This is a genomic window from Methanolobus sp. WCC5 (genome assembly GCF_045690325.1).
Lineage (GTDB): Archaea > Halobacteriota > Methanosarcinia > Methanosarcinales > Methanosarcinaceae > Methanolobus.
Map to the genome: position 1 here is coordinate 479,235 of NZ_CP146981.1, position 16,842 is coordinate 496,076.

Consider the following 16,842-nt stretch of genomic DNA (forward strand, 5'->3'; position numbering starts at 1 on the left):
ACACATGAAATTATTGTGTACAGAATAGTAAGCCAGCTAATGTTATATAAACATATTTATAATTATAAATAATATACATTTAGGATTCATGCTATCTTATACAAATTTTTAATCCTTGTAATTAATAACCTTGTTAGAACAACACATATATGTGTAAATGTTACCATCAATGATACATAACTATATATTTATTAAAATCAAAACATAAAACGCATGATCAATTTCTCTCAAAACGCTGCAGATGAATCCAAATCTGCACAGGCCTATAAGCCTAAAAAGAACCGAACCATTCCATGCATTGTCCCTTAAGGATTACTTGTCTGCTTATCCTCTGACAAGATTACAGGAGACTGAAAATGAATTCGTGCCGGTTACAGGAGTAATGACCAGATGTCTGCAAATAATGAACACATGCCCTTTCAGGGTGGTGAAAAATGCCGGGAGAATATCCTTGGATCACTGGATATTTTAACCTGGTCTGCAACATATCCCGGGCTAAAGCTCAACCACATTAGTTCCCCTGCCCGGATGGATCCAAAATTATGTCCGGGACAGATCATCGATGACAGGGGCGTCTTACAGTCACTGCTCCACCCGGATGATACAGGCATTGTGAAGAATGCCTCAGAACAGAGAGAAACTGAAGGCATGTCTTTTGCAGAGTATCGCATCATCACCGGCAATGGAGATGTGCGCCGGGTCCACGAATATTCCAGGATAGTGTCCGGTCCTGATAAACAAGCAGCTATGGTCACCGGAGTGATCATGGATATTACCGGGTACAAGGGACTTGAAGAAAAGGAGCAGGTTCAAAGCAAAGAGCAAAATTTCAGAAGTCTTTTTGAAAATGACATCAGTGGTGTGGCAATCCACAAAGTGATATGGGATCAGAATAACAATCCAGCGGACTATGTATACCTTGAAGTCAATGCTGCTTTTGAAAAACATACAGGGCTTAAGAGTGCAGACATCACAGGAAAACGCGTAACAGAAGTCATTCCCGGGATTAAGAAGGCACCTTTTATAAAAACATACGCAAATGTGGTCCTTACCGGTATACCCGTAAGTTTTGCAGAGCTCTTCGAACCATTACAGAGATACTATAACATCAATGCATTCAGAGTGGATAAAGATATCTTTGCCACAGTCTTCCAGGATATCACAGAGATCAAAGGATCTGACCAGGCACTGATGGATAAAAAAGAGGAACTTGATAACTATTTCACATCAAGTCTGGACCTTCTCTGTATTGCCGATACAAAAGGCCGGTTCATTCGCCTTAATCCTGAATGGGAAAATGTACTTGGATATTCCATAGCAGATCTTGAAGGCCGCAGTGTCCTGGAACTTGTACATCCGGATGACCTTCAAATCACAAAAGATGCAATCTCCAGGCTGGGCGAACAGGAGGACATCCTGAACTTTGAGAACCGCTATCGTTGTAAGGATGGCTCGTATCGCTGGATTGAATGGAGGTCCTTTCCAAAAGATAAGCTTATCTATGCTGCTGCCAGGGATATCACCGATCATAAACTGGCAGAGGAGAAACTGGAAAAGGAAAGCTCCCTTCTTAAGGGTCTCCTTGACTCAATACCTGATATGATATTCTTCAAAGATCCTGATGGCGTGTATATGGGATGCAATCCAGAATTCTCAAATTTTGTTGGCAGGAAGAGGAAAGATATCATTGGTAAGACTGATCATGACCTGTTCAGTAAGGAGCTTGCAGACTTCTTCCGCATGAACGATTTGCTCATGATGAAAGAGGGCAGAGCCAGAAATAACGAAGAATGGGTCAAGTACCCTGACGGAAGGGATGTACTGCTCTATACGACCAAAGCTCCTTTGAAGGACTCTGCAGGAAAGACCATCGGCCTGGTTGGTGTGGGCCGTGATATCACGCAGAGCTGGCATGCAGAGAAAAAACTGCATGAATACACAGATGAGCTTGAAAAAAGCCGTGAGCAGTTCATGCTGGCGGTTAATGGTTCCCAGGATGGTATATGGGACTGGGATCTGCGTGATAACAGCCTGTATCTTTCCTCAAGATGGAAGGAGATGATAGGTTATGAGGATGCAGAACTTACCAACCATTTTTCAACGTTTGAAGAGCGGATACATCCTGATGATAAAACCCGGGTAATGCGGTATGTAGAAAAATATCTGGGCGGGGAGATAAAGGATTACAATATCGAATTCCGTTTCAGGCATCGAAATGGTGACTATATATGGATAATGGGAAGAGGGGCCGCACTGAGGGATGAATATGGCATACCTTACCGGATGGCAGGTTCACATACTGATATATCTGAGCGCAAACGTGCTGAAAAGGAGATACTTGAAGAACACCAACGCCTGGCCAACATTATCGAAGGAACAAATGTGGGGACATGGGAGTGGAATGTACAGACCGGTGAGACCGTGTTCAATGAGCGCTGGGCAGAGATAGTGGGGTGGACTTTAGAAGAACTCTCCCCTGTAAGCATCCGCACATGGCAGGATATGCTGCATCCGGAAGACAAGGAAAAATGCAATGTTTTACTGCAAAGGCATTTTTCAGGAGAAATGGAATACTATGAATGCGAAATGCGTATGCGGCATAAAAGCGGGGAATGGGTGTGGGTACTTGACCGTGGCAAGGTCATCCGCTGGACAGAAGATGGAAGACCGCACCTTATGTCAGGAACACATTCCGATATAAGCAAACGCAAGCAAATGGAAGAGAAGCTGGAGGAGAAAAGCTCACTGCTCCAGTCCATTATCAGCATTCTTCCCGGGACCCTAAATGTGGTGGATACCGGATACAACATCATTGCACTGAACAACGCTGAGTTCAGGTTGAAACTCACGGACTATGACTGTGCGGAGGAGCTCATCGGAAAGAAATGTTATGAAGTGTTCATGAAAAGAACATCTCCGTGTCCCTGGTGTAAGGTAAGTGAAGTCATGTCAACAGGAAGCACAATATTCCAGTCCACAACACCTGATGACATACGGGAGATAAGGACCGGAAAGGCACTTCAGGTGACGGTTTCCCCTATCCGTGATGATCTGGGTAAGATAAGAGGCGTGGTGGAGTACGGGGTTGATGTTACATCCCTGAGAAACGCAAAACTGGAGGCTGAGGCTGCAAACAAGGCCAAGTCGGAGTTCCTGGCCAATATGTCCCATGAGATACGCACGCCAATGAACGGTATCATTGGTATGACAAGCCTTCTCCTTGACACAGAGCTGGATAAAGACCAGAAACATTACGTTGAGACCGTACAATCCAGCGGGGAATCCTTGCTTGGGATCATAAATGACATACTGGACTTTTCCAAGATAGAAGCCGGCAGGCTGGAACTGGAGGAGACCGAATTTAATCTGCATCAACTGCTGGATAGTGTTGCTTCCCTGCTCTCTTTAAAGGCCCATGACAAAGGACTGGAGTTCATATGTGCCTCATCACCGGACACGCCTGTATACCTTAAAGGAGACCCGGGGCGTCTGAAGCAGATCTTGACAAACCTGGCAGGCAATGCGGTGAAATTCACGGAAAAGGGTGAGATCGTAGTACATGTGACCCTGGAATCCGAAACAGATACAAAAGCCATATTGCGTTTTTCGGTAAAGGATACGGGAATTGGCATACCTGAAGAGAAAAAAGCACTCCTTTTCAATAAGTTCAGCCAGGTGGATGCTTCTACGACACGTCAGTACGGGGGGACAGGACTTGGCCTTGCCATTTCAAAACAACTTGTGGAAATGATGGGTGGAGAAATAGGCGTTGAGAGTGATATGGAGAAAGGTTCTGAATTCTGGTTCACGCTGGACTTTGAAAAACAAACCACAAATTCTGATGATGGCAAACAATGCTACGACATCCATGGAGCCCAAGTGCTTGTAGTGGATGATAATGCTACGAACCGGGAGATACTTGTAACACAGCTTTCTTCGTGGGGCCTTAATGTGGACGAGGCCATGGATGGGCCTCTTGCACTTCAAAAGATCTACCAGGCATATGAGGCTGGCATCCCTTTCCAGGCAGTACTTCTGGATATGCAGATGCCTGGCATGGACGGCGGTTCACTTGCACGGGTAATAAGGTCTGACAGAAATCTCAGGGATATTTCCCTTATAATGTTAAGCTCCCAGGGAAGAAACCCTGACTCGTGGTCACGCTACAAGGAATTGTTCAATGCCCATCTTGCAAAACCTGTTATGCAGGACCAGCTGTGCCAGACGCTGGCTTGCGTACTGAACATGGGTACAAAGGCAGAAAATATACAGTTTAACGTTAAAGGTGAAGATCGCACTACGTTGCATAGCAGTGATCTGAAGGTACTGCTGGTAGAGGATAACATAGTCAATCAGAAGGTAGCACAAAGCATGCTGCAAAAACTGGACATCTGTCCCGATATTGCAAATAACGGTGCAGAAGCAGTTAAAATGCTTAAGGACAATTTTTATGATCTTGTCTTTATGGATGTGCAGATGCCGGTAATGGACGGCCTGGAGGCCACAAGGCTTATCCGTGACCCTGTATCAGATGTCCTTGATCATGATATAACTATTATCGCCATGACAGCACATGCAATGAAAGGGGACAAAGAAAGGTGTTATGAGGCAGGCATGGACGATTATGTATCAAAACCTGTTTCATTGAAGACACTTGCTGAATTGCTGGGCAGATGGTCAGCAACCATACATAAAAAAGATGATGCTCATCATGGGTGTCCTGCGCAACCTGAAGAGGCAATGTGCCCGGACAGGGTGATATTTGACAGGCAGGCATTTATGGAAAGGATCATGGATGACCCGGATCTTGCAAGATATCTGATCTCGGTATTCCAGAAAGATATGCCTCAAATGCTGCAGGTTTTGAAAGAGAGCGTTGAGAAGGAGCAGATAGAGGACCTGCGCCACTATGCTCACAAAGTTAAAGGTTCTTCTGCCAGTGTAGGGGGTATGGCCCTGAGCAGCATTGCTGCGGAAATGGAAAGAATAGACGAGACTGAAGGAGTGAAAAAAGCAGGACAGCTGATGGAGGAAATTGAGAAACAATATGATCTGCTTGTTTTATCATTGAAGGACTTAATTGAGGAGTAAGAACGAACAGGACCACATTTGTAAAAATATATATAGGAGTGCTTTTTAACATATATTTACTGATCTATTATGTCAGATAAAGGACGATACACTCTTGTAAATGATACTAACAATGCTAACAATCATAATAGTTACAATAAATACAATAAATACAATAATTATAATAAATATTACAACGTAACATAAAATAATATCAGTAGTTATATTTCAGCCACACTGACCAATTATCTAAGATGCAAACTAACCGAAAAACAGTGGGTAAGGCATTCAAAAACCCTAAAACCTATTCTTTGCCAGGAAAAAAAGATGGTACGATGGAGACACAGCTGGGCGACGAACACACAGATGATTCCTGCATCCATGATAAGAAATATAGAATTACTATAGAATCTGCCATAGACGGCTACTGGCATGTGGACGCCGATGGCAGCATCCTTGAAGTGAATGATGCATACTGCAAGCTCAGTGGCTATACCTGCGAAGAACTGCTTGCTATGAAAGTGTCCGACCTGGATATTAACGAGAGTCCTGAACAAACAGCCACTCATATCCGCAAGGTAATGGAGACCGGAAGTGACCGTTTTGAGACAAGGCATCTCACAAAGGATGGCAGGATACTGGATATTGAGGTCAGCGTAACACACTCGCAAAAGGCAGGCAGGGGTATTTTCTGTTTCCTGAGGGATATCACCGAGCAAAAAATGCTGGCTGAAGAACGTGAAATAACGATCGATCTGCTCAGTCTTTTTAACGCTTCCAATAATCTGACCGAACTTATATCCTCTGTCACTGAACTGCTGCAGAAATGGTCCGGCTGCGAGGCAGTGGGGATCAGATTAAAAGAAGGGGATGACTATCCGTATTTCCAGACAAAGGGATTCCCTGACAGTTTTGTTATTCTGGAAAACTCTCTTTGTGTATGTGACCTTAATGGTCAGATATTAAGGGATGAACATGGCAACCCTGTCCTGGAATGCATGTGCGGTAATATCCTGAAAGGGCGTTTTGATCCTCAAAGGCCATTCTTTACACGTTATGGCAGTTTCTGGACAAATTCAACATCACAGCTTCTGGCCAGTACAAGTGAATCTGATCGGCAGGCACGTACACGTAACCGCTGTAATGGGGAAGGTTATGAGTCAGTTGCACTGATACCTCTTCGCATTCAGGATGAGACCTTTGGATTGATACAGTTAAATGACCCAAGGCAGGGCTGCTTTACTCCGGAGAAAATCGCCTTTTTTGAACGTTTGGCTAACAGTATCGCTCTGGCTTTGTCACAACGCAGGTCACAGACAGCTGTAAAAAAGAACAAAGAAAAGCTAGAGAGCATCTTACGGGCTGCACCGGCAGGGATCGGTGTCGTTAGCGACCGCGTATTAACAGATGTGAACCTGCGCGTGTGTGAAATGACAGGTTACACTTACAGTGAACTGATCGGTTCGAATGCACGCATTCTGTATCCCAGCCAGGAAGACTTTGATTATGTTGGCACAGAGAAATACCGGCAGATCTCAGAGAAAGGGACCGGGTCCGTTGAGACCAGATGGCAGCGAAAAGATGGCACTGTAATAGATATTCTGTTAAGCTCAACTCCCATTGATATATCAGATCTGTCTAAAGGAGTGACTTTCACTGCACTGGACATCACTGAGCGTAAGCGGATGGAAAAAGAGACCCTTGAGAGTGAGGAACGCCTGCAGCTCGCGTTATCCGGAGCGGATATCGGAACCTGGGACTACAACATCCTCAATGATCATCTGATAGTCGATGAACGCTGGGCCAATATGCTTGGGTATGAACTGGATGAGGTAAAGCCTTATATGGATTTCTGGAAAGAACTTATCCACCCTCAAGACAGGGCACATGTCATGGAGGTGCTGGATGCCCATCTTAAAGGCCAGACCCCTTATTATGAAGTGGAACACCGCCTGCGCTCCAGATCAGGTGAATGGATCTGGATACTTGCCAGAGGAAAGATCCTCACCTGGGATGATCAGGGTGATCCCCTGAGGTTTGCAGGCACCCATCTGAATATAAGCAAGCAGAAACTTGCCGAAGAGAGACTTGCAGGCGAGATGACAAGAAGGCGGCTTCTTTTTGAAAGATCCATGGACGGCATTGTAGTTCTTGACGAGAAAGGGAGTGTCAGTGAAGTAAATCCACAGTTTGCAGACATGCTGGGATATTCCTCTGAGGAGATCCTCAAAACGCACGTGTGGGACTGGGATGCCAGGTTTGATAAAGATCAGATACTGGAGATGATCAGGGATATCGGTTCGTCTGGCCGTCTGTTTGAGACCATCCACAGGCGCAGCGACGGCAGCCTTATTGATGTCGAGGTAAGCTCAAACGCAGTTTTCCATGAAGATAGTAAACTGCTGTTCTGTATTTGCAGGGATGTCACAGAGCGTAAAAAGGCTGAAGAAGCACTTAAGGAGAGCGAAGCCAGGAACCGTTTGATCCTGGAGAACAGTCCGATGTCGGTCTCACTTGTGAGGGATGGAAAATATATATACGCAAACCCGATCTGTGCCTCACGGCTTGGATATGCGTCCCCTGAGGAACTCACAGGGGTAAGTGTGGAGAAAACCCTTTCACCGGAGTGCATGGATGCCATCAGGGACCGGATGAATAATCTGTCAAAAGGACAGGCTAATCCGTCCATGGAGCTGAAAGTAATAGGCAGGGATGGGGAAGAACGACTGATGGAGTCTGTCTCAGTGCCCATAATGCTGGAAGACGGACCTGCAAGCCTTGTCATGGGAGTGGACATCACCGAGCGTAAGCGCATGGAAAACGCATTACGTGAAAGTGAAGAACGCTATCGTATGCTGATAGAGAACAGCAGTGAAGCCATACTGTTAACTGGTCCCGATGGCAGTATCTTTGCCGCTAACCCGCACGCCTGTCATATCTTTGGACGCAGTGAGGAGGAGATATGCAGGGCTGGCCGTTCAGGACTTGTGGACCTTAGTGATCCCAGATTGCCCGTGTATCTGAAAGAGAGAGAGAAAAATGGCAGAGCTACAGGGGAACTTAATTGCCTCCGAAAGGACGGGACCATTTTTCCCGCAGATGTATCATCAGTTATTTTCAAAGACTCTCAAGGCTGCCTGCGGACCAGCATGATAATAAATGATATCACCGAGCGCAAGAGGGCTGAAGAGGCGCTACGTAGATCCGAACAGAATTTCCGTGAGATCTTTAATTCGACAAGCGAAGCAATTTTTATTGATGATGCTGCCACCGGAAGAATTATCGATTGCAATGAACGTACCATTGAAATGTATGGGTACGATACTAAAGATGAGATCCTGCAGAGAGATATTGGTGATCTGAGTACCGGTCAGGAACCATATACCGAAGAAAAAGCGCAGGAAATGATACATAAAGCCATTACCGAAGGCTCCAATGTTTTTGAGTGGCTCGCAAAAAGAAAGAACGGAGAGACTCTCTGGGTAGAGGTCAGCTTAAAAAGCACTCAGATAAGCGGAGCAGACAGAGTGCTCGCAGTTGTAAGAGACATCTCCGAGCGCAAGCGTTCCGAAGAACAGATGGAACGGTATAAGCAGATCGTTTCTTCAACCCAGGACGGTATCTCTCTTGTGAATAAGGACTACAGGTATGTTATCGTCAACAATGCCTATGAGGGGTTCTCGGGTAAAAGGCGGGAAGAACTTATCGGGCTTTCTGTGGCTGAGTATCTTGGGGATGAAGTGTTTGAGACCGAGGTCAGGGGTAACTTTGACAGATGCCTGAAGGGTGAGACCATAAGGTACCAGGCATGGATCCAGTACCCAGAACTCGGTAAGCGCTTTGTCGATGTCACATATTCCCCTTATATCGATAATGCTGGTGAGATCATCGGTGTGGTTGCAAACACAAGGGATATCACGACGCTCAAACTGGCTGAAGAGTCACTGCGTGAGAGCGAGGCTGTACTTAATGAAGTCCAGGAAATAGCAGACATTGGCTCATTTGTCTGGGACCTGCGAGATGATTCCCTTGAATACTCCAGGAACATGTTGTCATTATCCGGACTCACAGAGGATGTATTTTCAGGATGTATGGACAGCTCCATAAGCGGTCTCGTACACCCTGAAGACCGCAAATTTGTTCAGGAAGAGATCAGGAAGATGGTCCGGCAGTGCAGGACCTGGCCTATGGAGTTTAGGATCGTGCGTCCCGATGGAGAAGAGCGTATATGGCAGTTACGCTCGCGCTTTGTACTGGAAGAAGGGATTCCTGTAAAATGCATAGGAATGCATCAGGACATAACAGAGAAGAGGGAAGCTGAAGATAAAATGCAGCTGCTTGCCAATCTTATGGCAATCTCCCCTGTCTCGATCACTGTTCATGATTTAGAGGGAAATGTCCTGTATGCGAACCGGCATACGTATGAATTACACGGCTATTCTGCAGATGAAACTGCAAATCTCAATCTCCGGCAACTGGATGATCCGGATACAGCCCAAAAGATACCGGAAAGGATGAATGAGATAAAAGAGAATGGTTTTGCCTATTTTGAAGTATACCATTTGAAGAAGGACGGGACAAAATTCCCTTTGCAGGTAAATTCAAAACTTGTACGCTGGCAGGGGCAGGATGCCATCCTGAGCGTTGCCATGGATATGACAGAGTACAAAGCTATTATGGAAGCCCTGCAGGAAAGCGAGGAAAGGCTGAAATTGGCTAATAAGGCTACTAATGATGTGATATGGGACTGGGACATACTCAATGATACACAGCAATGGAACGAAGCCGGAAAAATTGTTTTCGGATGGAGCGATATAGTCAGCAGTCCGCAAAAAGCCAGCTGGTGGGCGGACCGGATACATCCTGATGACCGGCACAGAGTTGAGGAAGGGTTCTTTGAGGTGGTCAAAGATCCTGAAAAAGATCACTGGCAGGATGAATATCAATTCCTGAAAGCTGACGGGAATTATGCAAGGGTATTGGACAGAGGGTATGTCCTTCGAAATGAACAGGATCAGGCTTTGCGCATGATAGGTGCTATGCTTGACATAACAGAATTCAAAGAGATACAGGAAAGATTACAAAAGAGTGAACAACTTCTTGCCTCGGTTATCAGGACCCAGCACGAGATGATCTGTCGTTTCCTTCCGGATACCACCCTGACATTTGTCAATGATGCATTCTGTCGTGCGGTCGGTATGTCTGAAGATGAACTTGTCGGGGCAAAATTCATTGAAATGCTGCCAGAATCCGAACATGACCTGATCTTTGAAAATCTATCCAGGACAAACGCTGAAAACCCAATACGCACTTACTCTCATCCTGCGATCCTGAAAAACGGAAAAGAAGTCTGGCAGGAGTGGACGGATTATGCCATCCTTGACTCAGAAAACAACGTAATCGAGTACCAGTCCGTGGGAATAGACATTACTGAAAAGAGAGATGCAGACAGGAAGTTAAAGGAGAGCGCTGCACGTATCAAAGCCATTATCGATACTATACCAGACATGCTGTTTGTGATAGACAGGGATGGTTACTTCAGGGAATACTATGCAAGTGGTGAGGAAAAACTGGTCCTTCCGCCTCAAAGGATACTGGGTGCAAATATCAGCGACATGTTCGATGAAGAGGAAAGTAAGCGCCATCTACAGGCATATGAGCACTGCATTGACTCCGGCCAGTTGCAGGTACTTGAATACTATCTCGACCTTGGAGACAGGAGAGCCTTCTATGAAGCCAGGATAAGCCCGCTGGAAGGGAATACCGTGCTGGCGACTATCCGTGATATGACCGATTATAAACAACTCACCGAGTCTCTTGAAGAGAGCAGGAGGAAATACCAGCTTCTTGTGGATAACCAGAATGATCTTCTCATCCAGTTTGACCTGGAAGGGCGCATCATATTCGTTAATCCGGAGTACTGTAAAACCTTTGGCATGAGTGAGGAAGAATTAAGGGGAAAGAGTTTTTTCCCTCTTATCTGTGAAGATGATTATCCAAATGTAAAGAATTCACTAAAAAGGGTCCTGTCTCCTCCATATACTACCCGGCACGAAGAACGGGCAATGACAGTTGAAGGCTGGCGCTGGTTCTCGTGGTCTGCAAAGGCAATACTCTCCAAACAGGGACAGGTCACTTCTATAATCAGTGTCGGGAGAGACATAACCGAGCGCAGGCAGGCAGAGGAAGAGATCCTTAGAATGAACAGGTTGCTTGAATCGACAAGGGCTGCCCAGTCTTCCTATATCATATCCGACGACCCACGTGAAACATTCGATTCCCTGCTGGGTATTCTGCTATCACTGACCGGCAGCGAGTTTGGATTCCTGGATGAGGTGCTCCGGGATGAGAACGGTTCTCCTTATAAGCTGAGTCTTTCTCTTTTTAACATTGCGTGGAGCCCGGAAACACAAGAACTGTATGAAGGACTCCGGGAAAGGCGGCTGGAGTTCAGGAATCTTGAGAACCTATCCGGACTTCCGGCAGTCACCGGAAAGCCTGTCATAGCCAATGACGCGCCCAATGACCCGCGCTCAGGAGGTCTGCCTCCGGGTCATCCCCGGATACACAACTTCATGGGCCTGCCAATGTATTTCGGAGATAAGCTTGTAGGTGTTGCTGGAATTGCAAACCGTGATGGCGGCTATAGCGAGGAAATGGTCAGTTTCCTTGATCCTTTCCTCTCTGCCTGTGCAAGTATAATTCATGCAACACGTTCACATTCCAAGGAACGTGAGTTTGTCGCCACACTGAAGGAGAGTGAGGCAAGATACAGATCACTTGCAGAAGAAAATGCTGTTCTTCTGGAACAATCCCGGCGAGATGCAGAATACAAGGAAATACTTTTACACGAGGTCAATCACCGTGTAAAGAACAATCTGGCAGCTATCATAGGGCTCCTGTATGCCCAGCAGCGCTCCATAGGCAATGATATGAAAGAGGATTTCAGGAAAGTGATGAAGGAACTTGCACATAGGATAGAGACCCTGGCTCTGGTCCACAACCTGTTATCTTCGACTAAATGGAACTCTTTGTCCCTGCCCTGGCTCTTCAAAGAGATACTCCAGTCAGCTACGAAGATAGTTCCGGAGGGAAAATGTCTTAAATATTCTGTTTCAGATATTGATGCCAGGGTTCCGGCTCAACTGGCCAATTCTCTTTCACTGATCATCTTTGAGCTGGCAAGCAATACTATCAAGCATGCTCTCAGGGACCGGGAGCTCGTTAATGTCACTATTACCAATGAATGGACGCCTCAGGGACTTCTGATACAGTATCGTGATGATGGTCCGGGCTTCCCCGACGAAGTTATAAAAATGGAAAAAGTAAATCTGGGACTGGATCTTGTCCGCACTCTGGCATCACATGACCTGCAAGGAGAACTTATATTGAACAACGCATCAGGTGCAGTGGTTGAAATAAGGCTGGGAAAGGATACCGGTATCAAATGCGTGGATGATGCAATGGAGAAAGAGAATGCCTGAAAACAGCAAAATACGGGTCCTTATCGTAGAAGATGATTCACTTGTGGCGGAGATGATAAAGGGAGTTCTCGAGGAAACCGGGTATAATGTTATCGGAAAGGCCAGGGATGGAAAGAATGCCATATCTATGGCAAGAGAGCTAAAGCCGGATGTCATCCTGCTCGATATCCAGCTTCCAGTCATGGATGGCCTGAAAGCTGCAGGTGAGATCAGTAAAATACAGCCTACACCCATTGTTGTTCTGACGGCCTATGATTCATCAGAACTTGTGGAAGAAGCAGCCAGTATGGGTGTGGGTGCCTTCCTTGTCAAACCACCAAATGCCAGGGAACTGGAAAGGGCCATCACGGTAGCAAGGGCTCGCTTTGCAGACCTGATGGAAATGAGGCGCCTGAATGAAAAACTCCGGGCCCAGATGATCGAAATTGAAAAAAGCGAGACATTATACCGCACGATCATTGAAACCACAGAAGATGGTTTCTTTATGGTGGACAGGCAAGGACGCTGTCTGGAAGCGAACAAGGCATTTGCCGACATGCTTGGCTATTCGCGGGAAGAGCTCCTTACAATGTATATTCATGATATCGAAGCCAAAGAAGACCTTCAGGAAACTGTCAGCCATATTGAAAAAGTGATGCTGGATGGCTGGGACCGCTTTGAGACCTGCCACCGCCGCAAGGACGGAACTATCATAGATGTGGAGATCAGTGTCAACTACCTTAATGGAGAGCAGAAGTTCATTATATTTTCAAGAGATATCTCTGAGCGTAAGATGTCTGAGGAAGCCCTGAAAGAAAGTGAGTCCGTACTTAATGAAGTCCAGGAAATTGCAGATATTGGTTCATTGGTATGGAACCTTCAGGATGACTCCCTTCAATACTCCAGGAATATGTTAGCGTTGGCCGGGATGCAGGGTGAGATCCATTCAGGCAAGATGGGAGACTGTGTAAGCAAGCTGGTACATCCGGATGATCTGGGTTTTGTTCAGGAAGAGATCAGGAAGATGATCAGGCTGCGCAGTACCTGGTCTTTAGAGTTCCGTATCATACGTCCGGATGGGAAAGAGCGTATATGGCTTTCACGCTCGCGCCTTGTCCTGAATGAGGAAGGTATACCTGTCAGGTGCATAGGAATGCTTCAGGACATCACCCAGCAGAGGGATTCTGAGCAAAAATCCAATCTTCTTGCAAGCTTGCTGGCAACTTCTGCTGCCTGTATCATACTTCATGATCTTGAAGGCAATATTATATATATGAATCCCAGTTCCTGCAAAATGCACGGTTATACACCTGAAGACGTAGAACATTTCAATATCCGGCAACTGGATGATCCCGATACAGCTCAAAAGATACCTGAAAGGATGAATGATATCAGGAAGAACGGTTTTGGATCTTTTGAAGTATGGCATTTAAAGAAGGACGGGACGAAATTCCCATTGCAGGTCAATGCAAAACCTGTACAGTGGAATGGAAAGGACGCGATCTTAACTGTTGCACTGGACATAACGGACAGGAAACTTGCAGAAGAATCATTGCAACAGATGAGCGAACGTTTAATACTGGCAGCAAAAGCCGGCGGGGTAGGTATATGGGACCTGGACCTTGTCAATAACAAGCTTATATGGGATGAACAGATGTTCCATCTTTACGGCATCGACCCTGAAAAGTTTGAAGGAACCTATGAAAACTGGAAGAAAGGAGTACATCCTGACGAAGTAGAATCAACCGAAAAAGAATACCTGATGGCTCTTAGTGGTGAAAAGGAATACGATACCGAATTTCGTGTGGTCCGGCCTGATGGAAGCACGCGCCACATACGTGCACTTGGGATTGTCCAGCGTGATGAACTGGGCCAACCATTACGCATGATAGGCACTAACTGGGATATCACTGAAAACAAAAGGTCTGAGGAAACATTAAGGCTTATTGCTGAAACCTCTGCCTCTTCTGAAGAGGATTTTTTCAAATTCCTTGTTCGTCAGCTTGCAGTTTCACAGGAGATAAAAACTGCATTTATTGCCATACCAGATGATCATGAACCGGATGTATTTCATACTATTGCTGTGTGGAGTGATGGCGGGTATGCAACAAATTTCAGTTATTCTCTTGAGGGAACTCCCTGTCAGAAAGTCAATGATCAGGGTCAGTGTTTCTATTCATCTGATGTACAGGATCTTTTTCCAAATGACCATCTGCTGAAAGAAATGAATGCAGAGAGTTATTGGGGTACACCTCTCAGGGACAATAATGGAAGAAGAATAGGACTGATGGCACTTGTTGATGACAGACCAATGGAGGAAAAATCACAGACATTCTCACTGCTCAACAGTTTTGCCACCCGTGCAGCAGCTGAGATCCAGCGCCGGCAGGTAGAAGAAAAACTAAAGAAGCGGGAATATACTCTTAGTAAGATCTTTGAGATATTACCTATAGGATTATGGTTTGCAGATGGCGATGGCAAGCTTATAAGTGGAAACCCTGCAGGAGCGAGGATATGGGGTGCCGAACCACATGTTGGGATAGAGGAATATGGTGTTTTCAAAGCCCGCAGGCTGCCATCAGGCGAGGAGATCGCACCTGAGGACTGGGCACTTGCCCATACAATAAGGGAAAAGGCAACTGTTGAAAATGAATTGCTGGAGATAGATGCCTTTGATGGCAAAAAGCGAACGATCCTGAACTATACAGCTCCCATCCTTGATGACCAGGAGACCCTGATAGGCGCTATTATTGTCAATAATGATATCACAGAGCTCAAGGAAACTGAAAAGGCGCTGCATTCAAGTGAGAGATTGTTTAAGACACTTTTTGAACAGGCATCCGTGGGTGTTGCTCAGGTATCACCTGACGGTTTCTTCATGAAGGTCAATGAACGTTTCAGTGAAATAACAGGTTATTCTGCCGAAGAACTCCTGACAATGAACTTTAGAAATATCACCCATCCTGAAGATGTAAAACTGGATGAAAAATATATACTGCAGATACTTGCAGGAACTATTGACTCATTTGAAACAGAGAAACGCTACATTCACAAAAAAGGCTATGATATCTGGATAACACTATATTCAAGAGTTGTCAGGGATGAAAATAACTCTGTGATCTACGTAATCGCTGTTATTGCAGATATCACAAGACAGAAAATGGCTGAAAAAGAACTGATAGAAAGCCAGGAGAGACTATCACTTGCACTTGAGGTTTCATCCACGGGCTTTTGGGACTATTATCTTGACACTGGTAAAACGTATATGAGTTCAGAGATCTATGCAATGACAGGGTACGACTCCACTGAAATAATACAAAATATCAATACTTTTTTAGATCTTACACATCCGGATGACCGCAAAACCATATCGGAGATAATAAATAACAGCATAGATTCACTGGAGCCATTCCATATAGACTTCAGGGTCAGACACAGATCAGGAGAATGGATGTGGCTATCTGCAAAAGGAATGCCTGCAGATATTGATGAAAATGGCCGGCCACACAGGCTTATTGGAACTCAGGTCAACATCACCCCCAGGGTCAGGGCCGAAGAGGCCCTGTTGTATGCAAAGGCCTGTGCTGATGAATCCAATCGTATAAAAAGCGAATTCCTGAAGAACGTCACCCACGAACTCAGGACCCCACTGACCGCAGTGATCGGTTTTTCCGACCTTCTGCTCTGTGAGGACAGTGGAAAACTGGAGGGTGTGCAAAGAGAGCACATAGGCTACATAAACCAGAGTGGACAGAACCTTCTTGAAGTGGTCAACAGAATGCTCAGCTTTTCAAATACGGATTACTGCAACCTGAATTCCTTTGAATATGAAGATGTAGATGTAGGCCAGATGGTCCGGGATACAATAGATATACTTTTAACAACTGCACTAAAGAAGAACATCAAACTTCTCAAACATGTTGATCCTGCTCTGAAAAATGTAGTTGCGGACAGGGAGAAGCTTAAAGAGATCCTGTACAACCTTGTAGAGAATGCCATCAAATTCACAGAAAGCAGTGGGTCGGTCAATATCGAAGTAAAAGCTGTAAAAGGTTCCAGGGACGCTGTACTTTTCTCGGTAAAGGATACCGGCATTGGCATAGCAAAAGAGAAACTTGATACTATTTTTGAACCCTTTATACAGATAGATGGTTCCATCTCAAGAAAATATGGTGGTACAGGACTTGGCCTGGCCCTTGTCAAGAAACTTGTTGAAATGCATAATGGGAATATATGGGTTGAAAGTGAACCCGGCAAAGGTAGCAATTTTATATTTGAAATACCTATAACACCAGAGCAGTGAATTAGT

Annotated in this window: 3 protein-coding genes; all 3 read left to right on the top strand. The window is 45.4% G+C overall.

Annotated features, from left to right (window positions below):
* Nucleotides 1-390 precede the first annotated feature (390 nt).
* The 3 genes from V7O64_RS02350 (at nt 391) to V7O64_RS02360 (ending at nt 16,836) form a co-directional block, all read left to right on the top strand.
* Complete coding sequence (locus tag V7O64_RS02350) at nt 391-5,091, top strand: PAS domain S-box protein (protein ID WP_407356431.1); 4,701 nt, start codon at nt 391-393, stop codon at nt 5,089-5,091.
* Between the two features lie 314 nt (nt 5,092-5,405).
* The gene (locus V7O64_RS02355; protein WP_407356432.1) at nt 5,406-12,554 is read left to right on the top strand and encodes a PAS domain S-box protein; all 7,149 of its coding nucleotides are present in this window, start codon (nt 5,406-5,408) and stop codon (nt 12,552-12,554) included.
* Nucleotides 12,547-16,836, top strand: a complete 4,290-nt coding sequence (locus V7O64_RS02360) for a PAS domain S-box protein (RefSeq protein ID WP_407356433.1) — start codon at nt 12,547-12,549, stop codon at nt 16,834-16,836. The genes V7O64_RS02355 and V7O64_RS02360 overlap by 8 nt, the downstream gene beginning before the upstream one ends.
* Nucleotides 16,837-16,842: the final 6 nt, after the last annotated feature.

What these genes read in the sequence shown, in the direction of transcription:
- V7O64_RS02350 (WP_407356431.1), top strand. Translation starts at nt 391, where the DNA reads ATGTCTGCAAATAATGAACACATGCCCTTTCAGGGTGGTGAAAAATGC.
- V7O64_RS02355 (WP_407356432.1), top strand. Translation starts at nt 5,406, where the DNA reads ATGGAGACACAGCTGGGCGACGAACACACAGATGATTCCTGCATCCAT.
- V7O64_RS02360 (WP_407356433.1), top strand. Translation starts at nt 12,547, where the DNA reads ATGCCTGAAAACAGCAAAATACGGGTCCTTATCGTAGAAGATGATTCA.